Source organism: Luteolibacter ambystomatis (assembly GCF_018137965.1).
In the GTDB taxonomy this organism is placed as follows: Bacteria; Verrucomicrobiota; Verrucomicrobiia; order Verrucomicrobiales; family Akkermansiaceae; genus Luteolibacter; species Luteolibacter ambystomatis.
This window is the reverse complement of sequence record NZ_CP073100.1, coordinates 1,692,309-1,713,783: the sequence shown is the minus strand read 5'-3', so window position 1 is coordinate 1,713,783 and position 21,475 is coordinate 1,692,309. Positions and strand designations below refer to the sequence as shown.

General features: G+C 62.6%; 21 protein-coding genes. 8 read left to right on the top strand and 13 right to left on the bottom strand.

Annotated features, from left to right (window positions below; all coding sequences use genetic code 11):
* Nucleotides 1-94: 94 nt before the first annotated feature.
* Both murA and prmC read right to left on the bottom strand, forming a co-directional pair.
* Nucleotides 95-1,363 carry a UDP-N-acetylglucosamine 1-carboxyvinyltransferase gene (gene murA, locus KBB96_RS06670; protein WP_211633794.1) on the bottom strand — a complete coding sequence of 423 codons (1,269 nt, stop codon included), beginning with the start codon at nucleotides 1,361-1,363 and terminating at the stop codon, nucleotides 95-97.
* A gap of 19 nt (nucleotides 1,364-1,382) precedes the next feature.
* Nucleotides 1,383-2,222, bottom strand: coding sequence for a peptide chain release factor N(5)-glutamine methyltransferase (gene prmC / locus KBB96_RS06665; protein ID WP_211633793.1), 840 nt, complete (start codon nucleotides 2,220-2,222; stop codon nucleotides 1,383-1,385).
* Nucleotides 2,223-2,316: 94 nt separating this feature from the next.
* Between prmC and KBB96_RS06660 the strand changes: the two genes are divergently transcribed.
* Entirely contained in the window at nucleotides 2,317-2,622 is a 306-nt protein-coding gene (locus KBB96_RS06660) for a DUF485 domain-containing protein (protein ID WP_211633792.1), read from the top strand.
* Between the two features lie 7 nt (nucleotides 2,623-2,629).
* Nucleotides 2,630-4,411, top strand: coding sequence for a solute symporter family protein (locus KBB96_RS06655; protein ID WP_211633791.1), 1,782 nt, complete (start codon nucleotides 2,630-2,632; stop codon nucleotides 4,409-4,411).
* Nucleotides 4,412-4,579: 168 nt separating this feature from the next.
* Here KBB96_RS06655 and lipB read toward each other — a convergent pair whose 3' ends face one another.
* From lipB to KBB96_RS06600, 11 genes are all read right to left on the bottom strand, one after another.
* Entirely contained in the window at nucleotides 4,580-5,188 is a 609-nt protein-coding gene (gene lipB / locus KBB96_RS06650; protein WP_211633790.1) for a lipoyl(octanoyl) transferase LipB, read from the bottom strand.
* Between the two features lie 42 nt (nucleotides 5,189-5,230).
* A complete protein-coding gene (locus tag KBB96_RS06645; RefSeq protein WP_211633788.1) occupies nucleotides 5,231-5,932 on the bottom strand; it encodes an NAD-dependent deacylase in 702 nt (233 codons plus the stop codon).
* Nucleotides 5,933-6,093: 161 nt separating this feature from the next.
* Nucleotides 6,094-6,597, bottom strand: coding sequence for a crossover junction endodeoxyribonuclease RuvC (gene ruvC, locus KBB96_RS06640; RefSeq protein WP_211633786.1), 504 nt, complete (start codon nucleotides 6,595-6,597; stop codon nucleotides 6,094-6,096).
* 27 nt (nucleotides 6,598-6,624) lie between these two features.
* The gene (locus KBB96_RS06635; protein WP_211633784.1) at nucleotides 6,625-7,506 is read right to left on the bottom strand and encodes a transglutaminase family protein; all 882 of its coding nucleotides are present in this window, start codon (nucleotides 7,504-7,506) and stop codon (nucleotides 6,625-6,627) included.
* A 4-nt stretch (nucleotides 7,507-7,510) separates the two neighbouring features.
* Entirely contained in the window at nucleotides 7,511-9,976 is a 2,466-nt protein-coding gene (locus KBB96_RS06630; protein WP_211633782.1) for a circularly permuted type 2 ATP-grasp protein, read from the bottom strand.
* A 16-nt stretch (nucleotides 9,977-9,992) separates the two neighbouring features.
* Nucleotides 9,993-13,289 (bottom strand): transglutaminase family protein, encoded by a 3,297-nt coding sequence (locus KBB96_RS06625; RefSeq protein ID WP_211633781.1) that lies wholly within the window; start codon nucleotides 13,287-13,289, stop codon nucleotides 9,993-9,995.
* Nucleotides 13,290-13,333: 44 nt separating this feature from the next.
* Complete coding sequence (locus KBB96_RS06620) at nucleotides 13,334-13,630, bottom strand: KH domain-containing protein (protein ID WP_211633779.1); 297 nt, start codon at nucleotides 13,628-13,630, stop codon at nucleotides 13,334-13,336.
* A gap of 187 nt (nucleotides 13,631-13,817) precedes the next feature.
* The gene (locus KBB96_RS06615; protein ID WP_211633777.1) at nucleotides 13,818-14,138 is read right to left on the bottom strand and encodes an Hsp20/alpha crystallin family protein; all 321 of its coding nucleotides are present in this window, start codon (nucleotides 14,136-14,138) and stop codon (nucleotides 13,818-13,820) included.
* Nucleotides 14,135-14,494 (bottom strand): Hsp20/alpha crystallin family protein, encoded by a 360-nt coding sequence (locus KBB96_RS06610; RefSeq protein WP_211633775.1) that lies wholly within the window; start codon nucleotides 14,492-14,494, stop codon nucleotides 14,135-14,137. Before KBB96_RS06610 ends, KBB96_RS06615 begins: the two co-directional genes overlap by 4 nt.
* A 382-nt stretch (nucleotides 14,495-14,876) precedes the next feature.
* Nucleotides 14,877-15,563 (bottom strand): NlpC/P60 family protein, encoded by a 687-nt coding sequence (locus KBB96_RS06605; protein WP_211633773.1) that lies wholly within the window; start codon nucleotides 15,561-15,563, stop codon nucleotides 14,877-14,879.
* 14 nt (nucleotides 15,564-15,577) lie between these two features.
* Nucleotides 15,578-16,057: a low molecular weight protein-tyrosine-phosphatase gene (locus tag KBB96_RS06600; RefSeq protein ID WP_211633771.1), complete on the bottom strand. Its 480-nt coding sequence runs from the start codon at nucleotides 16,055-16,057 to the stop codon at nucleotides 15,578-15,580.
* Between the two features lie 18 nt (nucleotides 16,058-16,075).
* On the opposite strand from KBB96_RS06600, the gene KBB96_RS06595 reads away from it, so the two are divergent.
* Genes KBB96_RS06595 through KBB96_RS06570 form a run of 6 tightly spaced genes read left to right on the top strand, consistent with a single transcriptional unit; the run spans nucleotide 16,076 to nucleotide 21,465 of the window.
* On the top strand, nucleotides 16,076-17,755 hold the full coding sequence (locus KBB96_RS06595; protein ID WP_211633769.1) for an alkaline phosphatase family protein: 1,680 nt from the start codon (nucleotides 16,076-16,078) through the stop codon (nucleotides 17,753-17,755).
* A gap of 58 nt (nucleotides 17,756-17,813) precedes the next feature.
* Nucleotides 17,814-19,220, top strand: a complete 1,407-nt coding sequence (locus tag KBB96_RS06590) for a hypothetical protein (RefSeq protein ID WP_211633767.1) — start codon at nucleotides 17,814-17,816, stop codon at nucleotides 19,218-19,220.
* A gap of 55 nt (nucleotides 19,221-19,275) precedes the next feature.
* A complete protein-coding gene (locus KBB96_RS06585) occupies nucleotides 19,276-19,707 on the top strand; it encodes an AP2 domain-containing protein (RefSeq protein WP_211633765.1) in 432 nt (143 codons plus the stop codon).
* Nucleotides 19,708-19,764: 57 nt separating this feature from the next.
* Nucleotides 19,765-20,211 (top strand): hypothetical protein, encoded by a 447-nt coding sequence (locus KBB96_RS06580; protein WP_211633763.1) that lies wholly within the window; start codon nucleotides 19,765-19,767, stop codon nucleotides 20,209-20,211.
* 43 nt (nucleotides 20,212-20,254) lie between these two features.
* Nucleotides 20,255-20,707 (top strand): hypothetical protein, encoded by a 453-nt coding sequence (locus KBB96_RS06575; RefSeq protein ID WP_211633761.1) that lies wholly within the window; start codon nucleotides 20,255-20,257, stop codon nucleotides 20,705-20,707.
* On the top strand, nucleotides 20,704-21,465 hold the full coding sequence (locus KBB96_RS06570; protein WP_226373661.1) for a metal ABC transporter ATP-binding protein: 762 nt from the start codon (nucleotides 20,704-20,706) through the stop codon (nucleotides 21,463-21,465). The genes KBB96_RS06575 and KBB96_RS06570 overlap by 4 nt, the downstream gene beginning before the upstream one ends.
* Nucleotides 21,466-21,475 lie beyond the last annotated feature (10 nt).

Genomic DNA, 21,475 nt, shown 5'->3' with positions numbered 1-21,475 from the left:
CGGGAGCGGGTGGTCTGCTGTCAGGCATCCGATCACTCCAACAAAAAAGCCCGGATGACGTTTGTCATTCGGGCTTTTTTATGGATCGGAATGACTATTCCTTCACGCGCTCCACGGCGGCGCCAAGCATGAGCAATTTCTCATCGATGTGCTCGTAGCCGCGATCGATGTGATAGAGGCGGTTGATGGCGGTGGTGCCGGTGGCGGTAAGAGCGGCCAGCACCAGGGCGGCGGAGGCGCGCAGGTCGGAAGCCATCACCGGAGCGGCGGAGAGCTTTTCCACGCCGCGGACGATGGCGGTGCCATTGTCCACCTTGATGTCTGCTCCCATGCGTTTGAGTTCGGCGCAGTGCATGAAGCGCTGCGGGAAAATGGTGTCCTTGATCACGCTGATGCCTGGCGTGGTGGCCAGCAGAGCGGTCATTTGCGCCTGCATGTCCGTCGGGTAGCCGGGGTAGGGGGCTGTGACGAGATTGCAGCCGGTGAGGTTTTCACCGCGGCGGATGGTGCAGGCATCTCCGGCGGCATTGAATTCGACCGTATGGCCGGACGCCTCGATGGCGGCGGTAATCGACTTCAGGTGCTCGCGGCAAACGCGGCGCAGCGTCACGCCATCGCCAGCGAGCGCGGCGGCGGCCATGAAGGTGCCCGCCTCGATGCGGTCCGGAATGACGGTGTGCTCGACGCCGTGGAGCCTTTCCACCCCCTCGATCACGATGCGGCTGGTACCCGCACCTTCGATCTTCGCGCCCATGGCGTTGAGGAAATTGGCGAGATCCAGGACTTCAGGCTCGGCGGCGGCGGACTCGATCACGGTGATGCCTTCCGCCAGGGTGGCGGCCATCATCACGTTGTCGGTGCCCAGCACGGTCGGTCCGAGCGGGCCACTGAGGTTGATTTCCGCGCCGCGGAGGCCATCCGGAGCGGTGAGGATGATATTTCCACCTTCGAACTCGACCTTGGCACCCAGCGCCTCGAGGCCGCGGAGGTGGAGGTCCACCGGGCGGTCACCGATGACGCAACCACCGGGTAGGGAAACCACAGCGCGACGCTTGCGGGCCAGCAGAGGGCCCATCACGCAGATGGAGGCGCGCATGCGGCGCACCAGTTCATAGGGGGCGGTGTCGGAAATGTCCGCGCAGGTTGCGCGCACGGTGCCGGAGGAGCGTTCCACGTCCGCACCCAGGGCATTGAGGATCTGCACCATGTAGTTCGTGTCGGACACGTCCGGGACACGGCGGATGATGCAGTCTTCGTCCGTGAGCAGGGCGGCGGCAAGGATCGGGAGCGAGGCGTTCTTCGAGCCGGAGATATTGACCGCACCACGCAGGGTGGTGCCGCCATGAACGAGCAGTTTGTCCATCTGAGGGAGAAAGAGGAAATCAGGATTTACGGGCGAAAGGGAACCGGGCGACGCCGGACAGGTCGGACTTCACTTCGACAGCGGTGAAACCCGCATCTTGGAGAAGACGGGCGACGTGTGAAGCCTGATCATGCCCGATTTCAAGTGCGATGTGTCCTCCGGGTGTCAGTTTTTCAAAGGCTTGTGGTGCAAAACGCCTGATCACATCCAAGCCGTCCGGACCGCCGAAAAGGGCCAGGTCCGGATCGTGCATCACCTCGCGGGTCAGTGTGGGTCGGTCGGTTTCCGGGACGTAGGGGAGATTCGCGACAATGAGGTCGAAAGGGCCGTCCACGGTGGCGAAGAGGTCGCTTTCCGTCAGCTCCACATTGGCAAGGTCGATGGAGGCGGCGTTTTCCCGCGTGAGCGCCAATGCCTCCGGGGAAACGTCCGCCAAAACCACGGTCCAAGCGGGTTTCGCAGAGGCCAGCGAGAGGCCTAGCACCCCGGAACCGCAGCCCATGTCCAGCGCCCGGGCCGCTTCCGGCAGATCGGGCAGTTTCAGCACCATCTCCACCAGTTCCTCGGTTTCCGGGCGGGGGATCAGAGCCCGGGTGTCGGTTTTGAACTCGTTTTTGTGAAACCAGACGGTGCCCAACAAGTGTTGGAGCGGGACACCCTCTCCACGCTTTTTCAGGGCTTCCCGGAGCGGGACGAGATCCTTTTCCTCCATCGGCTGGTCGAACCGCAGGTAGAGGTCCATGCGGGTGCAGCCTAGCTGGTGGGCGATGAGCATCTGCATGTTGCGCCGGGCGTCCTCGATGCCGCGTTTCTCCAGATAGCGGGTGCCACCGTCGAGGGTCTCCAAAAGGGTCGTCATGCGTGAGGGGCGACCATGGGCGGGGAGGGGACGGACGCCAAGAGCGGAAACTCCTTTTCACCGTGGAATCGCCCCGTTAGGAGGATGGTAGATCATGCCTGACCACAACGATTTCATTCATAGCGAGGAATTCCTCCGCCAGCTCATGCGGCGGCAGCTCCGGCTCTCGGTCGCCTGTGCGGCCACCTTCGGGGGCGGCCTGCTCGCGCTGCCGCTGTTCAATTACTTCGCGCCGGACCTGATGGCGACCCGCGTGGGAGGGTTCACGCTGAGTTGGCTGATCCTGGGCATCCTGTTTTTCCCGTTCGTGTGGGTGATCAGCTATACCTTCATCCGCCGCTCGCTCTCGCTGGAGAAGCAGGAAGCGGAGGACGCCCTGAAGCACAACCGCGAAGCCTGAGCCAATCATGAACGTTGATCCCTGGATTCTCGTCTTCTCGCTGGCGACCGTGGTGGTGACCCTCTACATGGGGTTCCGTTCCGCGGGCAAATCGAAGACTGCTTCGGACTTTTTCGTTGCCGGTCGTTCGGTTTCGGTCGGATGGAACTCCGCCGCGATTTCCGGCGAATACCTGAGCGCCGCCTCCTTCATGGGCATCGCCGGCATGGTGATGTCCTCCGGCTATGACGCGTTGTGGTATCCGGTGTGCTACGCCTGCGGGTATCTCTTCCTGTTGTTGTTCATCGCGGGGCCGCTGCGGCGGTTCGGGGCCTATACAATCCCGGACTTTGCGGAAGGGCGTTTCGATTCACCGCTGTTCCGGAAGATCGCGGTGATCTTCGTGCTGTTCATCGGCTTTTTCTACACCATGCCGCAGATGAAGGGCGCTGGCACCACGCTGGCCTACATCTTCCCGGGCCTGCCCTACTGGGTGGGCGTGGTGGTGGTGGGTGCGGTGATCACCTTCAACGTCGCTCTCGGTGGCATGAAGGGCATCACGCTCATCCAGGCGATGCAATACTGGATGAAGATGTTCGCCATCTCCGTGCCGATCTTCGTGCTGATGGCGGTGTATGGTTCCTATGGCAGCAACCTCGGTGCGAATACCACCGCGAAGGAGGCCGCTCCGATTGTGCAAACCGTGGAGCGCAAGCCGCTGACGGAAAAGGCTCCGGCGGATAAATCATGGATCGCGCCCTTTGGTCCGCTGACCACCAAGGCCGTGAAAAATGCCGCAGAAGCTTTGCCCCAGGAGCAGCGCGCCGATTTCCTCGCGAAATACCAGAAGCCGTATTCGCTGCTCTACACCTACTCGCTCATCATCGCGCTGGTATGCGGCACGGCCGGTTTGCCGCACATCCTCGTGCGTTTCTACACGAACCCGGATGGTGTCGCGGCGAAGCGGACCACGATGTGGGTGATGATTCTCATTGGTGTCTTCTATGTCTTCCCGCCGGTATTCGGCGTGATCGGACGCAATCTTCTGCCTGAACTTTATGCGGGTGCCGGAGCAAAAGGCACGGACAAGATCGTCTTGGAGCTGCCCGTGCTGCTGAGAGCGAAGTATGGCACGCTCGGTTCGATTCTCAGTGGCATCACCTGTGCGGGTGCCTTCGCCGCGTTCATGAGCACGTTCAGCGGTTTGCTGGTCTCGATGACCGGCGCGCTGGCACATGATGTTTATGGCCGCATCCTCAAGCCGAACTCCACGCCGGGGCAGCGGTTGAACATGTTCAAGCTTTGCGCGGTGATCGTCGGAACGGTGGCGGTGTTGCTCGGTTGTTTCGTGGAGCCGCTGGAAATCAATTTCATGGTTGGTCAGGCGTTCGCCATCGCCGCCGCCAGCTATTTCCCGCTGTTGTTCGTGAGCGTGTGGTGGCGTGACATGACGATGAAGGGCGCGGCCACCGGCATGTTCACGGGTGGGCTGCTGGCGCTGCTTTCCGCTGCCATGGTGAATGTCAGCACGCTGGCGCTCGACAAGGGACCAATGGGCAAGCTTTTCGCGGGATTCGCACCGCTCAATCAATTTTGGGCCGCTCATCCGCTGCTCCGAATCCTTTGCGAGCAGCCAGCGATCTGGGCCGTGCCATTGGCGATCATCCTCATGATTGTCGTTTCCAAGGCGACGAAGAAAACCGTGCCCGCGGATTCGCGCCGCAAGATGCTGGTGCTGCACGCGCCGGAATCGCTCGGCCTGAAGCAGGAATACATCCAGGAACAGGAGATGCCCGGCATTGATGCGTAGCCGGAGTCGTAAGACTTCGGGCTGGGAAGATCTCCGATTATCCCTGCAGATCCAGTCCTCTCGGAACGCATCGGAGATGGACTGGATATCTCGGGGACCGCGGGCGTTCACCCTGCCTGAAGTGTCACCACTTCAGCTACATCCCAGGGGCATCTCGGCGAGATGCCCCTACCTCAACAACTCGGCAGCGATCACTTCCGCAACCTCCTTCACCGTCACCAATCGTCCGCATTCCTGCTCGATGCTGGTCATGCTGACGCCATCGAGTCCGCAGGGGGTGATCGCGAAGAACGGTGGCAGGCTTTCGTTGGTCACGTTGAGCGCGAAGCCGTGCATGGAGATCCACTTGCGCACGCCGACACCGATGGAGGCGAGCTTGCGGTTCTCCACCCACACTCCGGTGAGTCCTTCGCGGCGATCCGCGGGAACATCGAAGTGGCGGCAGGTGTGGATGATCGCATCCTCCAGCCGCCGCAAGTGCGCGTGGAGGTCGCGGTCGCGGGTCCGCAGATCGAGCACCGGATAACCGACGAGCTGACCCGGACCATGGAACGTCGCCTGGCCGCCGCGGCTGATCTCGAAAACGGGGTGGGGCAATGTTTCGCGGGAACGCAGCGACGATTGATCGCGTAGACGCCCGATCGTGTAAACGGGTGCATGTTCCAGAAGGAAAAGGACTTCTGGCCCGGAGTCGTCGAGCACGGCGGCCACGGCCTCGTCCTGAAGGCGCAGTCCCTCCTCGTAGTCCACGTTGTTCCCGAGATCGACGACCTTCATGCCCCGCCGAAGGAAGCGCGGTTCCCCGGTGCTGGCAAGGGGCTATCTCGCGGCGATGAGTTCCGCCACCAGTTTGGGGACGGTTTCCGTCGCCGGGCCGAACAGACGTTGGTCGAATTCATTCGAGCGGGCGGTGGCGGCCAGATTGACCTCGATGGTCTTCGCGCCGTGCATCGAGGCCATCGCGAAAAACTGGGCTGCCGGGTAGACGACCGCCGAGGTGCCAATGGCGATGAACACCTCGGCATCGCGGAGAGCGATTTCGATCCGGTCGAGGTAATACGGCATTTCACCGAACCAGACGATGTCCGGGCGCATACCGAGGTCGCGACCGCAGGCTTCACAAAGGTCGGTGCTGTCGAGCGAGGTCGTCGTTTCACAAGGCGTGACCACTTCACACCAGACGCAGCGTTTCTTCAGGAGCTCGCCGTGCATGTGCAACACTCGTTCGCTGCCTGCGCGCTCGTGGAGATCGTCCACGTTCTGGGTGATGAGCAGGAAATCATTACCGAGATATTTTTCCAGTTCGACCAGTGCTTGATGCGCGGCATTCGGTATAACTTCTGAAAGCTGGCGGCGGCGCTGGTTATAGAAGTCGTGGACCAACGCCGAATTGCGTCCGAATGCCTCAGGGGTGGCGACGTCTTCGACCCGGTGGCCTTCCCATAGGCCATGGTTGTCGCGGAAGGTTTTCACTCCGGACTCCGCGGAAATGCCCGCGCCTGTGAGGATGACGACTTTCATGGGGAAGTGCTCCCATCGAACGTCAAAGCAGCTGTGTTGGCGAGGAGAAGTAGTAGCGCGAGGCTCCCGCCTTGCATGCTTATGGCAGCTCGATATCTCACCGACGCTCTTCGAATGAATCGGCGTCTTCCCAGCACGCATGGCGGGAGCCTCGCGCTACCTTACACCAACCGCCGTTCGAGCAACTTTGCCTTCAGCGGATCGGACGACTGCAAATGCGCGAGCGCGATGGCGATCGCATCCGCGGCATCGTGCGGCGGAGTTTCACTCAGTCCGAGCAAGGCGCGCACCATGAAGGCCACCTGCTGTTTGTCCGCCGTGCCTTTCCCAACCACCGCCTGCTTCACGCGTTTCGGCGCGTACTCATACACCGACAACCCGCGGTCGGCCGCCGCGATCAACGCCGCGGCACGCGCGGCCCCCATGCTGATGGCGGTCTTGTGAGACTGCACGTAGATGATGCCTTCGACCGCCACTTCATCCGGCGAGAATTGCTCGATGAGATGCCCGAGATGCGTGCGCACGGCGGCCAGTGCGGCGGATTGCGGCAGTCGATCCGGGATCGAGATCACATCATAGGCCAGCAGCCGGGGCTGGCGTGAATCGCCCTCCAGCACGGCATAGCCGGTGTTGCGGATGGCGGGATCGATGGCAAGGACACGCATGAACGACCGAGTGAAGCAGGAAGCGCCTCATTCGTCCACCGGCAGCACGTCCACGCCGACAAACAACCGCTGGTCGCCCGCACCGAGCGTCACGCCGCGCAAGGGGCTGACATCGGCAAAGTCCCGTCCCCAGGCCACGGTGATGTGGCGTTGCTCCGGGAAAATGCCATTGGTCGGATCGGCATCGATCCAGCCATGGTCATCGCCACAGAATACGGACACCCAGGCATGCGAGGCATCCGCACCGATCAGCCGCTCACGTCCCGGCGGTGGATCGGTTTCCAGATAGCCGCTCACGTAACGCGCGGGCAACGCCAGCGAGCGCAAACAGGCCAGCATGAGATGAGCGAAGTCCTGGCAAACCCCGGCCTTGCGTTCGAGCACCTTGTGCACCGGGGTGGCAACATCGGTGGCGCGGGTATCGAACTTGAACTCGCGGTGGATGCGCTTCGTCAGGTCACGAACCGCGGCCAGGATCGGCTTGCCGGGCGTGAAATCGTTCTTCGCATACTCGGCGAAATCCCTGGCCACCGGGACCATCGGCGAACTGAAACGGAACTCGCCTGCCGCTGAGGCAGGGGTGAGTGACTGTGCCTGGCAGGCATCGCGGATCGATTCCCATGACGGGGTCTTGTCCAGATCCGGCAGTTTGGATGGCTTCACCTCCACAAGGCTGCACGCGACCACCTCCAGCACGGTGTGGCTGCCTTCGATCTCAAAGTAGGTCGTGACATTTCCGAACGCATCGGACCGCACGGACCGCCCCACCGGTTGCGGGATGATCTGGAGATCATGCCACGGACAGCGCTGGGTCGGCAACGGTCTCGGGGCAAGGTGCGCCAGATGGTGCGAGACGGTGACAGCACCTTCGTAAACATAGCGCGTGCGATGGATGATCCGGTAGTGCATCGGCTTAATAAACGCGGCGGACGGAGTGACTGAAATAATGCTGCGTGAGCAGATCCGAGAGTTCCTCGAATGCCGATGCACGCTTCACGAATCCCGAGGCGTCCGGAATGCCGTCCGGTGAGGGCGATGTCGCTTGCACCAGTGCGGCGACGTGTTCACGGATGCGCGGCAGCAATCCCATCTGGGGATCACCGGGCAGTGTTTCACATTGCGTGGAAAGAATCCTCGCTTGGGCCGCGGCAGCCCGCGGGTTGCTGGGATCGGAGAACAAAAGCTCGGCCACCGAGTCCCAGCGCGGTCGTGAGAAATGACGGCGCCGATAGGTCATCGTGCTGTCGCAGGTTTCCAACAAGGGCTCCAGCACCGGGCATTCCGGAGAGCCGGTATCGGGTGCGGAAGCGAGCAACGACAGCACACCGAGCGAACGCTCGATGCGGCGGCCGATTTCCAAAAAGCGCCAGCCGTGGCCGCGGGTCATGTTCTCCGCCTGCATGCCGGCGAAGGCGGCGAGATGCAGCACCAGATTGTCCAGCGTCTGCACCAGGGCGCTGGCGGTCGGATGAGAATTATCGGAGTGCAGCAGGTCCTCGAGCCGGTTGAACAAGCGCCAGGTGTCATCGGACAAGCGGTCGCGCGCCGAAGCCGCATTCCACAGCAGCGGACGGATCAACGAGGGCAGGCCGTGCGGGGCGGAGGGATTGTGAACCAGGCGTGCCAGCACGGGCAGAGGCTGGGGTGGCAGCGTGGTGGCCTCCGGCGGCAGGATTTCCAAACCGCGCAGCAGGGCGAAGCAGGCATCGCGTTGGGCGCGCCGTGAGGCGGTGAGTTCACCACCGAGACGCTTCACCGTGGTGCGCAGCAGGCGGGTGGCGAGCTCGATGCGCTCGGCATAGCGCCCCACCCAGAACAGGTGCTCCGCCATGCGGCTGGGGACTTCCGCCCCGGTGGGATCACGGGCGATCTGATGGCCTTCCAAGCGGATTGCAGGGCCTTCGGAGGTGACGGACGTTTCATCCGGCACCCACACGTCCTTCGCAGTCAGTTCCGCTCCGGAGTATTCATTGAGGAGGATGCCATCCTTCGCGACGATGCCGAGACCGCCGCGCAGGGTGACAGGGCCATCCGTGGATTGGAGGCAGAACGAGCGCCAGATCACCGGCTGGGAATGGAACGAACCCTTGTCGAGAACCGGTGCGAGACTCGGCGTGATGTCACGCTGCACCACGAAGTCGTGCGGACGGCTTTCCAAAGTCGCCAGCCACAGCTTGCGGCCGTTGCTTCCCAGGCTGGAGCAGCGCACCGGTTGACCGGGGCCGAAGGCGGGGAAGATGATGTAGCGCTGGAGATCGGCGAGCACCTTTTCGCGGATCGGCGTCTGGCCGAGCCACCACGTTTCGACGAACGGCAGCTTGAGATCCTCGCCGAGCCACTTGCGGCAGATGCCTGGCAGGAAGGGCATGAGCGCCATGGTTGCGGCGAAGCCGGTGCCGGGCGCATTGGCCAGAGCCACGTTGCCGGAGCGCCAGACTTCCGCGAGTCCGGGCACGCCGCCACCGCCCATGGTCCAGAACTCGAGCGGATCGACAGAGTCATCATCGAGACGGCACACCAGCACGTCCACACGGCGCAGGCCGGAGAGCGTCTTGAGGAAAAGACGCCTCTCCCGCACGGTGAGGTCGGCTGGTTCAACAAGAGGGATGCCGAGCACGCGGGCCTTGTAGGCGTGCTCGAAGTACGATGGATGCCGGAATCCGGGAGTGAGCAGGACCATGTGCGGCACCTGCGTGCGCTCATGAGACATGGAGAGCAGCATCTCGCGCTCCAGTTCGAAGAACGGCGTGATGCCCGCCACGCGGCTGGTTTCAAACTCCGCCTGCAGAACATTGGTCGTCACGCTGCGGTTTTCCAGCGTCTGGCCGAGTCCGCCCGGGAGCCGCGTATGATCGCGGAGGATGCGCCAGCGTCCGTCATCGCCGCGGATGAGATCGAAGCCGACGGTCGCAAGATAGCGCCCGCCCACCGGCACGATGCCGCGCAGGTTGGTGAGGAAATGCGGGTTGGCGTGAACCAGGTCCGGCGGCACCAGGCCTTCCTCGAGCAACTTCTGCGGACCATAGAGATCGGTCAGCACCATTTCCAACAAACGCATGCGCTGGCCGAGTCCCGTAGCAACCTTGTTCCACTCCTGCGCATCGATCAGCAGAGGCAGCGGATCGATACGCCACGGGCGGCCGCTGCCGCCGGCATCGCTGTAGATGTTGTAGGTGGCGCCGAGGTCCTCGAGCAGATGATCCGCGGACTCGGAAAGCGTGGCACGTTCCTCTGCAGTCCAGTGTTCCATGGCCCGTGCGAGACCACTCCACAGCGGACGCACCTTGCCGGTGGTGCCGGTCATTTCATCCCACGCGCCGCTGGGGGCGTGGCCCGAGAGCGACGCGACGGGAAAGAGATATGGGCCTGGATGCGACATGCGGAGGTAACCCGCCTCACGGGTCCGCCGGGATCATCCTCAAATCGAGGGTGAAGGGGAAGTCCGGGCTTGATGGGATCTGTTGGAGACGGATCCGGCCACCGGTATGTCCCTCGCGGAAGAAGCGGGCCTTGCGACGGGCCTCGGCTTCGTAGGCGTTCACAGGGAAGGTGTTGTAGTTCCGGCCACCGGGGTGGGCGACATGGAAGGTGCAGCCGCCGAGCGACAGATCGTTCCATCCGTCGATCAGGTCGAACACCAGGGGGGTGTGGACCCGGATCGTGGGATGGAGGCAATGCGGCGGCTGCCAGGCGCGGTAGCGGATGCCCGCCACGAACTCGCCGCGGGTGCCGGTGGGGTGCAGCGGAATGGTCCAGCCATTGCAGGCCAGTCGATGGCGTTCGCCGGTCAGGCCGCGGGCTTTCACCTGCAGGCGCTCCAAGGAACTATCCACATGACGGGCGGTGCCTCCGGCTGTGCCTTCCTCGCCGAGCACGTGCCATGGCTCGATGGCCGAGCGCAGTTCGATCTCCACACCACCGGCGACGAAGTCACCGACCTTCGGGAAACGGAACTCGACCTGCGGCTTGAACCACTCGCGGTCCACCGGATAGCCCTCGCGGTTGAGATCGGCGATGACGTCGTTGAAATCCGCCTCCACGAAGTGCGGGAGCATCCAGCGGTCATGAAGCGTGCTGCCCCAGCGCACCAGCGGCTTCTCGTAGGGATGTTTCCAGAACCGTGCCGTGAGCGCCCGCAGCACAAGCTGCTGGGCCATGCTCATCTGGTGATGCGGGGGCATTTCAAAGGCCCGCATCTCCAACAGGCCGAGCCGACCACTGGAGCTGTCCGGGCTGAACAGTTTGTCGATGCAGAACTCGGTGCGGTGGGTATTCCCCGTGAGGTCGGTGAGGAGGTTCCGGAACACGCGGTCCACCAGCCAGGGCGGTGGTGTGTCCTGGGACTTGAGCGTGCCGAAGGCAATCTCCAGCTCGTGGACCAGGTCGTGGCGGGCTTCATCGGTGCGCGGCGCCTGCGAGGTAGGGCCGACGAACAGGCCGGAGAATAGATAGGAAAGCGAAGGATGGTGGTTCCAATAGGTGAGGAAGCTCCGCAGCAGATCCGGGCGACGGAGGATCGGGCTGTCCGCCGGAGTATCGCCGCCGAGGATGATGTGGTGGCCGCCGCCGGTACCGCTGTGGCGTCCGTCCTGCATGAACTTTTCAGGCACCAACCGCGTGAGGCGTGCTTCTTCATGGAGGATTTCCGAATTGGACACCAGCTCCTCCCAGCTTGCGGCAGGGTGGAGGTTCACCTCGATCACGCCGGGATCAGGTGTGACCTTGAAGTTCTGAATGCGTGGGTCGAAAGGCGGCGGCGTCCCTTCCAGCACGACCGGCATGTTGAGACTCGCGGCGGTTTGTTCGATGACTTCCACCAGCTTCAGGAAATCCTCCACGTGTTCCAAGGGTGGCAGGAACAGGTGGAGACGACCGTTGCGAGCTTCGAAGCAGATGGCGGTCCGGATGGTGTCCGATGCGGACTCCTGCATCGCCGGGCGCTTCGGTTCCTTTTCCTCCGGCGGCACGCCTGGCACCTGCATCACGCGTTCGCGCCGGGGCAGGGGGCCGAGGGGCTCCATGGGATCGCGATGGCGGATCCATGGATAGTCCTCCTCCGAGACCCATGGCAGGGAATCGAGCGGCAGACGATAGCCCATCGGCGAATCGCCGGGCAGGAGGTAGAGCGTTTCATCGCGCAGGAACCACGGGCCGCTGCGCCAGCGTGGCAGACGATTGTCTCTGGCGCGCTGAAGCGGCAGCGCGTAGCCGACCACTGTCGCGGGTCCTTGGGAGAAGATCCGGGCGAGACGCGCGCGCTCCTCGGGATCATCGAGATTGGATTCCAGCGGATCGACGTTCACGGGCAACCGCCGCTCGCGCAGCAGCAGGTGGAAGACGTCCTCGCGCGCGGGTATCAGGTGCTTCGGATTGACGCCGAGGGCGCCGGCGAGGGCGTTGCCGAAATGTTTCGCTTCCTTGCTACTATGGCCGTAGTCGATGCGTTCATCCGCGATCAGTCGGTCGTCCTCCCATGCGGGCACGCCGTCCTTGCGCCAATAGCAGGCCAGCGCCCAGCGTGGCAGCGATTCACCGGGATACCACTTGCCCTGGCCGTAGAACAGCACGCCGCCGGGGGCGAAGCGCTTGCGCAGCCGCTTGATGAGATCGCCGGAAAGGAGCCGCTTGGTTTCGCCGAGCGCGGCGGTGTTCCACTCCCCGCCTTCGGGATCATCCATCGAGACGAAGGTTGGCTCGCCGCCCATGGTCAGGCGCACGTCCATGTCCTTGAGATCTCGATCCACATCCTTGCCCAGCCGCAGGATGTCCTGCCATTGGGCGTCCGTGTAGGGCATGGTGGTGCGCGGTGTTTCATACACGCGGCGCACTTCCATCACGTGCTCCATTTCCGATTCGCACTTGTCCAGTGCTCCGGTGACCGGTGCGGCGCTGGAAGGATCGGGAGAGCAGGCGAGGGGAAGATGGCCCTCACCGGCGAGCAGGCCGGAGGTGGGATCGAGACCGATCCAGCCCGCGCCCGGCAGATAGACCTCCGTCCAGGCATGCAGGTCCGTGAAATCCTGCTCCGCACCATCCGGAACCAAGGCACGTGGATCCGGGTCCGGTTTCAGCTGGATCAGGTAGCCGGAGACGAAGCGTGCCGCGAGGCCGAGGTGCCGCAGCATCTGCACCAGCAGCCAGGCCGAGTCCCGGCAGGAACCCGAACGTTTCGTCAGGGTTTCCTCCGGCGCCTGCACACCCGGCTCCATGCGGATGGTGTAGGCGATATCCTGTTGGAGATCGCGGTTGATCTCCACCAACAGATCCATCGTGGGCCGCGCCGGGCCGCGATAACGCTCGATCCGTGCCGCCAGCCGCACGCCGGGTTTCTCCAACAGAAGGAACGGCGCGAGTTCGTGGTTCAGCGATTGATCGTAGGTGAACGGAATTTTTTCCGCCGCCGGTTCGAGGAAGAAATCGAAGGGGTTCGAAACCGCCATCTCGACCACCAGGTTCACCTCGATGTCGAGGCGGTCGGTCTTGTCCGGAAAGACGATGCGGGCGAGATGGTTCGATTGGGGATCCTGCTGCCAGTTGGTGAAGACCTCGCAGGGACCGACCTTGAGGCTGTAGGAAAGAACCCGCGTCCGGCAGTGCGGTGCGGGTTTCAGGCGGATGACGTGCGGGCCATGCCCGACCCACCGGTCATATTGGTAGCTCGTACGGTGGTGGAGGGCGACGTGGATGGACATGAACGGTGGAGTCTTGTTGAGCAACCGTCATGCCATCACCGGACTCAATGCCCACCATCCCGGGCCATCATCTCCGCCTCCTCCTCATGGGAGTGGATCTGCAGGCTGGCGTGGACGCCCTCGCGGTCGGCCGCGGCTTTCATCACGCTGCGGATCGCGGAGGCGGTGAAACCGTTCCGACCGATCAGCAGGGCCACGTCAGTCTGGGTCAGCACCAGCTTGAAGCGCAGCTTCTTCGGTGCCAGTTCCGTAACCTTGAGCTGGGCCTGGGCCGGATGCTCAATGAACTGCACGGCAACATACTGAAGGAAGCCGCGCAATTTCTCCGTGATGACCTGCATGGCCCTATCATGGGGCGCTTCCCTTGTCCCTGCAAGGCCAAGTCGTTGATTCCAACAGGCCTTGGGATATTCCGTACAAAGGAAGGACCGTGGACGACACGGGATCAACGGCTTCCGGTGATCACACCGGCATATCCGTCTCTCCGGTCCTCCACGACCTTCCTCCCATTCGCATCACATCACATCATCATGAAATCTGGATCGACTTCGGCAGGGCCTCCTGGCGGAGCGGGATCAGGATTTCGAGCACGCCGTTGTCGTGTTTCGCTTCGATCCGCTCGCCATCGAGGCGGCGCTCGAGACGGCTGGTCAGGCGGTAAACCGTGGCACCATCGCCGGGGCGGGGCGCTTCAAGGTCGAGGAGGCCATCGCGGAAGGAAAGCTTGAGGTCTTCCTTGCGGACGCCGGGGAGGGCCACGCTGACATGGAATCCGGCATCGTCCTCGCGGGTGCTGAAGGCGGGGCGGATCGTGGTTGGGCGCGGAGTTTCGGTAAGGGTGGTGCTCATTGGATGTCGATGTTGCGGGTTTCCGGAGCAGCGGGTTGGCGCTTCGGCAGGGTGAGTTCGAGAATGCCGTTCTCGAGGCGGGCGGTGAGGTTCTCCGCGTCAATGTCCGGTCCGACACGCCAGGCGCGGCTCGAGGCGGTGACGAACGCGCGCTCCTCGGTCGGCGTCACGGTGAGGGTCAGGACGCGGTCTTTGATCTCAAGCTTCAGCTCGTCCTTACGGACGCCGGGGAGGTCGAGCTTCAGGGAAAACGCTTCCGGAGTTTCCTCGATGGATTCGCGGAAGGAAGAAGGACCACCAAAGGCTCGGCCGCGGCGGTCATAGGTGCGATTGCTGCAATATGAAGGTCTGTTCATGAGGTTTCAGATGTTCGGAAACCTCTGTTGCAGTTAGCCTGCCAGCTCCGGGTGTAGACTTGATAACCTGTTTGAATCCAACATTTTAGATTGGTTATTCCATGATTTGGCATCGGCTTGAATGCCTTCAAATTGATACAAGATGTCGCACGGAGCGACGCTTCGATCCGGCCAAAGTGTCCAACTCTCTTGGTATGTAGTTCCTCCTTCAGGAGGGGCGGGGAGCGGATCGAATCCCCTCACGGTTGCCAAACGCGTAAGGCATCGGACCTAAACCTGCGCCTCGAGGCCGCGACTCTGCTCTTATTGTATGAGTTAGATACGGAGTTTAAGAAGCCCTCCTGAAGGATGAACTACGGACGAAGATGCGCGGTTCGTAGCCTCAATCCACGATGCCGGGATATCTCCACGGCGCGTAGCCGTTCTTCACCAACTTGTCCTTGCGCATGGCAGCGGCATTCACGCGCCATACCGGATACGGCCCGGCCTCGTAGGCGAGGATCGTTTTGCCTGGAGTTTCCCAGCCGGCGAAGAGCATCACGTGGCGATAATTGAGCAGGATGTCTCCGGGTTTCAGATCATCCCACGAATTCAGCTTCCGGCAGATGAAGGGCAGCTCCTTGGTGGAAAACGGACGTGGCAGGTTCCAGCAGCGGGAAACCAATCCCGAGCAATCGATACCGGTGGTCTGCCGGCTCACGGCGTGGTCGCCGCGTTTCTGCTTCTCATCGGTCGAGATGTCCCCGGCATAGCGTCCTCTCGCGAGAGCCGCCTTGAACGACTCCGGCGTGTCGAAGCCTCCCCACTTGTAGGGCATGCCACGGGCGGGTTCGCCGGGTTTCCACCACCCGTTGTTCAAGCCATGCGATGCCAGACCGGTGTCGGGCGTATGGACTTCAATGCCCTTGGCATCCGGTCCGTGATGAGAGTTGGAGACCTGCGGCGTCCACTCGACCACGGAGTAGCGCCAAGCGGTTTCGACGGCTTGCTTGCGGGTCACGAAGCCGCTACAGGAACCTAGGACGATCGCGAGGCAGAGGCTCGCGGCGGCAAACGAAAATCGGATCATGCAGGAGGTGGCGGCTACGAGAGAGACCGTAGAAGACCTTTCGAGGCATCTTCAACCAGATCCGCGACATGTTCGAATCCCGGCTGTCCTCCATAATAGGGGTCCGGCACCTCGGTCACGCCGTGGCGGGTGCCATATTCCATGAACAGGCGGATCTTGTCGTGGCGATCCCCCGAGCGATCCAACGAGCGGACATTCTCCAGATTCTCGCGGTCCATCACCAGCACCAGATCGAATGCATCGAGGTCCTCCGCGGTGATCTGGCGGGACTTGCCGAAAATCTCGTAGCCTCGCGATGCCAGTGTGGCGGACATCCGCGGGTCCGGACCCTTGCCGGAATGGAAGCCGATGGTGCCGGCGGAATCGGTGGTGATCGTGTCCGAGAGTCCGGCGCGGACGACGTGGTGGCGGAAGACAATCTCCGCGGCGGGCGAGCGGCAAATGTTCCCCATGCACACAAAGAGCACGCGGAAGGGCTTGCGGGTGGCGTTCATGAAGGGCAGATGACCCACATGCTCTCCGTCCGCCGCTTGGTCGCAATCGCAAATGCCGCGCTTCTAATGCTTGCGGCTGCGGATGAGCCGCGTCCGAATGTCGTGATTTTGACCGGTGATTTCGGCTCGAAGGAGAATGCCAGGCTTCTCGAACCTCTCCGCGCATCCGGCACCAGTTTCCGCAACTGCTTCGGGTCGAGCCAGTCGCCCAAAACCCTGGCCTCATGGCTGACCGGCTGCCATGAGCTCCGGGCTGGAATCGTGGACACGGTTGGCGGGCGGAATTTCATTCGTCCGGCAGTGCCGCTCGTCTCGGATGCCTTCAAGGCGGCGGGGTGGCAGACGGCGTTTTTTGGCACGTGGCCTTTCGGGGAAGCAATTCCCTTCCGGCCGGAAGACCGTGGGTTTCAGGAGGTGCTGGTGGATGCGGACGGACGCTCCGGGGACTACTGGGGCAACAACCCCGATCATCCATGGCTCCGTGATCTCAAGGGTTGGAGCCAGCGGGATGGCAAGCGTGCTGCCGTCCTTGAAACAGAGACGCGGAGGTGGATCGAAACCCGGGTGGCAGCCAAGGAGCGCTTTTTCCTGATGCTCAATCTGCCAAAGGGCAGCGAAGGGAGCGCGAAGGCCCTGTTGGAAGATTTGGATCGCTCCGGAGTCGGCGCGAACACCCTGGTGATCGCACTCGGCACGATTGCCCGTGAATCCAAGGAGACACCGGATGCTCTGGCGCCTTTGGTCTTCCGCTGGCCGGGGCATGTGGCCGCAGGGCGGGTGGTGGAGACTCCGGTGGCGGTCTTCGACGGGATGCCAACTGCGGCGGCCTTGTGCGGAGTATCATTGTTCCGGGATTGGAAAGGAGATGGCATCGACATTTCCGGCCTTGGCAAGGAGCCACGGACCGAGCCGGTGGAACGATCTTTCTTTTTCCATCCGGGAGGCTGGCCTGCCGATCAGGTCGTGGACCGCTACAAGTCCGATGGCTATGCGGTTCGTTCCGGCAAGTGGCGGCTTTCCGGCCTCGATTTGCTCGATGTCTCTCTGCCTCCCGAACACCGGGAAAACGTCTTTGAAACCCAGCCGGACATCGCGATGCGGATGATGACCGACTACGGCATCTGGTGGCAGTCGATCCGTCCGGCGTTTACGGCACCTGCCCGTATCATCGTCGGCGATGAACGCCAGCCTGTTACTCCCGTCACCTGGGGTGACTGGTGGCCCAGCCGGGAATCTACGACCGCGCTGGGTCCGGTCCGCTATCCGGATCAGGCATCGCTGCGTGGCTTGCTCCGTGAATTGGCGGATCCTGCCCGATCTTCATCGCTGCCTTCCGTTTCGGGAGTTTGGAAGGTCCACGCCAACCGCACCGGGCACTACAAGGTTTCGGTTTCGAAATTGCCTCCGGGTGCCGATCCGGCGGAGCGGGAAAGCCTGGGCAAGCTTCATGGGGGCATGGCCCATGCCCGGGCAGGCAAATACGAGGTGAAGACGCCGCTGCTGGAAGGTGCCACCGCGCTTTCCCTCGGGGTCGATCTGAACGAAGGGGATGCCGACCTGGAGGTTTGGTTCGAGGGGCAGGGGGCCAAGGATGCCATCTTCGGTGCCTTCTTCGCCACCATCGAACGAATGGGGGAGCGCAAAATGCCCGATCCAGATTGGAAGCCTCAAACGAAGGAAAACGGTGGAGAGAAGTGAAAAATTGCCGAAACTTTCCCATACCTTCCGGGTTCAACCGTCGTCCACTCCCTCTCTCATGAAAAATCCTTGGATCCTTCCCGCGGCCGCCCTCCTCGTCGGAGGTGCCGGTGGTTTCTTTGCCGGCAAGAGCGGTAGTTCCGCCCAGTCCGATTCAAATCAGGACTCGCTGGCTCTTTCCGCCTCCCGTGGCAGCAATCGGAGCGGTTCGTCCTCCTCCGATACTGTCCGCAATTCGAAGTCTTCGAAATCCTTGGCGGATATCCGCAAGACCCCGGGCCAGAACGGCCGCATCCAGGCGCTGCTCGACTACTACCAGAATCTTTCCCCGGACCAGCTCGAAGCTGAAGCGGCGAAGCTGGAAAACCTGCCCATGAACGAGCGCATCATGGCATCGATCCTTCTTTTCGGCCGCTGGGCAGAAACGGATCCCAAAGCAGCCATGGCCTACTCGGACAAAATGGGCATGGGCGGCATGTTCGTGAAGCCCACCATTCTCCAAAGCTGGGCCAGCGTGGATCCTGAGAACGCCGCCAAGTACTACGCCGAAAATCCGCGTGAATTCCAGATGATGGGCATGGGTATGGGCGGCCGGGGTGGCAGTGGTGCTTCCGTGATCGCCTCGGAGTGGGCCAAGAACGATCCGCAGGCTGCCATGGCATGGGCGCAGTCCCTCCAAGGTCGTGACAAGACCCAGGCCACCACCTCCGTGGTGCGCGAACTGGCCTCCACGGATCCGGAGAAGGCCGTCAGCATGGCCACTGGATTGGACGGCGAGGCACAGAAGGAGGCCTATGCCTCCATCGCCAGCCAGTGGGGTGCGAAGGATTTCAACGCGGCCGAAGCGTGGATCAAGACCTTGCCCGCCGACCAACAGCAGGCCGCACTTGCTGAAGCCATCGGCAGTCTTGCCGGTTCCGATCCGCAGGCGGCGTCCCAGAAGATCGCATCCATCACGGACGAAGACTCGAAGCGCCGCGCGATTTCCGACACGGTGGACGCGTGGTCCCGCCAGGATCCACAGGCAGCGGCCACCTGGCTGCTTTCCCAGGGCAGCGAGGATGTCTCCCGCAATGCCATGCGTGATCTGATGCGGAACTGGTCGAGTCAGGACGATTCCGCAGCCGTCGCTTTCATCAGCAAGCAACCGGCAGGTGAAACCCGCGATGAAGCGGTGGGGACCTACATCTGGTCAAACCGCTCCGAGAATCCCCAGTCCGTCATGACGCTCGCCGAGTCCATCACGGATGAGCGCGCCCGCCAGCGCGCCGTTGCAACCGCTGCGGAGCAGTGGATGCGCTCCGACCCGGAAGCTGCCAAGGAGTACATCGCCCAATCCACGGCTATCAGCGACGAAGCCAAGCAGCGCCTCCAGGAAGGTAATCGCGGCGGCTTCGGAGGAAACCGTTTCGGTGGTGGCGGCCCTGGCGGCAATCCAGGTGGCAACCGCCGCCGTGGCAACTGATCGTTGATCGGTTGACAGCTGGCCGTTGTGCCTCAAGGGTTTCATGTGTCTTTCCATGGAACCCTCGCGCGATAGCCGCGGCATCGTCCGCCTCGATCAGCCGAAAACCGGCACCTACGGGTGGCAGGTGCGGCTTCAGCGGGGCGGTGTGAAGTTCGCGCGTTACTTCGCGGATCGTGCGGCAGGAGGTCCACAGGCTGCTTTTGAACTGGCCTGTGCATGGCGGGACGAGCTGTTGGAGAGATTCGCGCGTGAGATCGCGCAGGCCCGGGTGTGCCGCACTTCCGCCCGCAACTCGTCCGGAGTGGTGGGCGTCTCGCGCATTGCGATCCAGGTTCCCAGCGGTGCGGTGTATTTTTTCTGGCAGGCATCCTGGAGCCCTTCCCCCGGCACCCGGCACAGCATCCGCTTCTCGGTGAAGCGACATGGAGAGAAACAGGCTTTCCGGCTCGCGGTGGAGGCCCGCCGTGACGCGACGGGTTTGTGAAATTCACCGAGCTTGGTGCTTGGAGAATGGCGTTCGAACCGTCAGAACCCGGGCATCATGTTCAGCGCGAGCAAACTGACTGGCGAGCAGAAGGACGCCCTGGTGAAATGGGCGGCGGAAGGGGCGACGATGGCGGATCTGCAGCGGCGTCTGAAGGAGGATTTCGGTCTCGGCATCACCTACATGGATACCCGCTTCCTCGTGCTCGATCTCGGCCTGGAGCTCCAGGAAGAGGCGAAGGTGGAGGAAAAGAAGCCGGAGGAGGATCTCGCCGCACCTGTTCCCACCGGCACGGTCGAGGTGACCATCGATGAACTCGTACTCCCCGGTGCATTGGTCAGCGGCCGGGTGACTTTCAGTGACGGTGAAGCGGGGACCTGGCTGATCGATCAAAGCGGACGCCCGGGGCTCGACCCCGACAAGCCGGGATACCGCCCGACTCCGGAGGACATCGCCGAGTTCCAGGTCCAACTCCGCGCTTTGATCCAGAAGCGCGGTTATTGAGCGGCGCTTTCAATATCGCAATTAGCTTGCAGGAACAAATTTCGTGCGCGAGGCTGCGCTCGTGCGCGGCTCGCCCTTGTTCCGGACCCTGCTGCTGGCCGGCGGACTCCTGCTGGTTGGCTGGGGCATGCTGCACTTCGCTGATACGGCGGATGCGGACCTTCCGAATGAACCGACTGGAGCACATGAGGCGGCCCGGATTTCCCGAACGGGATTCGCCCTGAAGCTCTCTTCTCCGGCTGCAAGCGTCGACCTCAGGAACCGCGCAGGCCTGACTCTTTTCCATGGAAACGCATCCGAGCCATTGGTCGGGATGGTCGCCCTGGATGAATCCGATCCCGCGATCTTCATCCACGTCCAGTGGGCATCCGCACCGCCTGCCGGAATGAACCATTTCGCGAAGCTTTCACTGGAGCCTTCCGGCAAGCCCACGCTCGTCCGCTACTTCGAGACTGCGGGCGATCTTGATGACGTATGGGAACTTCCCGCCGAATGAACGAATCCCATCACGATTGCTGCGCGCATCACGCCGAGCACCATGAGCTGGCAGTCAAGGATCTGACCGTCCACTACCGGCGCGTGTTGGCGCTGGATCGCATTTCCTTCGCGACCTCCTGTGGCAACCGCGTGGCGCTGATCGGCCCGAACGGAGCAGGGAAGAGCACTCTGCTGAAGGCCATCGCCGGGCTGGTGCCACGGAGCTCCGGGACGATCCGCTGGCGTGGAACCGAAGTCCGGAAGTGGTCGCGCGAGTTCGCTTATCTCCCGCAGCGTGAGGACGTCGATTGGTCGTTTCCGATCACCGTGCGCGGACTCGTTGAAATGGGCCGTTTTTCCCAAACCGGCTGGTGGCGGAAATTCAGCGCGGCGGACCATGAGGCGGTGGATCATGCGTTGGAATCTCTCGCGCTCACCGAGCTCCAGCATCGCCAGATCCGCGAGCTATCGGGCGGCCAGCAACAGCGTGCGTTCCTTGCCCGGGCCATTGCCCAGGAAGCCCACGTGCTGCTGCTTGATGAACCGTTCACGGGCCTCGATCGCAATGCCTCGCGGCTGCTGGCCGAACTGCTCGGCAAGCTCTCGCATGAGGGACGCCTGATCATCGCCTCCCATCACGACATCGACAGCGCCTACAAGCTCTTCGATGAAGTGCTGGTCCTCAACACGCGCGAGCTGGCCTTCGGCCCCGTGACCGAAACCCTCACCGTGGACCTTGTCACCCGCACCTTCGCGGGTCAGAAGGCCGCCGTCTGACTCATATCCG

Excerpts from the sequence above, each read along its gene's own strand:
- murA (WP_211633794.1), bottom strand. The coding sequence starts at position 1,363 with ATGGACAAACTGCTCGTTCATGGCGGCACCACCCTGCGTGGTGCGGTC.
- prmC (WP_211633793.1), bottom strand. The coding sequence starts at position 2,222 with ATGACGACCCTTTTGGAGACCCTCGACGGTGGCACCCGCTATCTGGAG.
- KBB96_RS06660 (WP_211633792.1), top strand. The coding sequence starts at position 2,317 with ATGCCTGACCACAACGATTTCATTCATAGCGAGGAATTCCTCCGCCAG.
- KBB96_RS06655 (WP_211633791.1), top strand. The coding sequence starts at position 2,630 with ATGAACGTTGATCCCTGGATTCTCGTCTTCTCGCTGGCGACCGTGGTG.
- lipB (WP_211633790.1), bottom strand. The coding sequence starts at position 5,188 with ATGAAGGTCGTCGATCTCGGGAACAACGTGGACTACGAGGAGGGACTG.
- KBB96_RS06645 (WP_211633788.1), bottom strand. The coding sequence starts at position 5,932 with ATGAAAGTCGTCATCCTCACAGGCGCGGGCATTTCCGCGGAGTCCGGA.
- ruvC (WP_211633786.1), bottom strand. The coding sequence starts at position 6,597 with ATGCGTGTCCTTGCCATCGATCCCGCCATCCGCAACACCGGCTATGCC.
- KBB96_RS06635 (WP_211633784.1), bottom strand. The coding sequence starts at position 7,506 with ATGCACTACCGGATCATCCATCGCACGCGCTATGTTTACGAAGGTGCT.
- KBB96_RS06630 (WP_211633782.1), bottom strand. The coding sequence starts at position 9,976 with ATGTCGCATCCAGGCCCATATCTCTTTCCCGTCGCGTCGCTCTCGGGC.
- KBB96_RS06625 (WP_211633781.1), bottom strand. The coding sequence starts at position 13,289 with ATGTCCATCCACGTCGCCCTCCACCACCGTACGAGCTACCAATATGAC.
- KBB96_RS06620 (WP_211633779.1), bottom strand. The coding sequence starts at position 13,630 with ATGCAGGTCATCACGGAGAAATTGCGCGGCTTCCTTCAGTATGTTGCC.
- KBB96_RS06615 (WP_211633777.1), bottom strand. The coding sequence starts at position 14,138 with ATGAGCACCACCCTTACCGAAACTCCGCGCCCAACCACGATCCGCCCC.
- KBB96_RS06610 (WP_211633775.1), bottom strand. The coding sequence starts at position 14,494 with ATGAACAGACCTTCATATTGCAGCAATCGCACCTATGACCGCCGCGGC.
- KBB96_RS06605 (WP_211633773.1), bottom strand. The coding sequence starts at position 15,563 with ATGATCCGATTTTCGTTTGCCGCCGCGAGCCTCTGCCTCGCGATCGTC.
- KBB96_RS06600 (WP_211633771.1), bottom strand. The coding sequence starts at position 16,057 with ATGAACGCCACCCGCAAGCCCTTCCGCGTGCTCTTTGTGTGCATGGGG.
- KBB96_RS06595 (WP_211633769.1), top strand. The coding sequence starts at position 16,076 with ATGCTCTCCGTCCGCCGCTTGGTCGCAATCGCAAATGCCGCGCTTCTA.
- KBB96_RS06590 (WP_211633767.1), top strand. The coding sequence starts at position 17,814 with ATGAAAAATCCTTGGATCCTTCCCGCGGCCGCCCTCCTCGTCGGAGGT.
- KBB96_RS06585 (WP_211633765.1), top strand. The coding sequence starts at position 19,276 with ATGGAACCCTCGCGCGATAGCCGCGGCATCGTCCGCCTCGATCAGCCG.
- KBB96_RS06580 (WP_211633763.1), top strand. The coding sequence starts at position 19,765 with ATGTTCAGCGCGAGCAAACTGACTGGCGAGCAGAAGGACGCCCTGGTG.
- KBB96_RS06570 (WP_226373661.1), top strand. The coding sequence starts at position 20,704 with ATGAACGAATCCCATCACGATTGCTGCGCGCATCACGCCGAGCACCAT.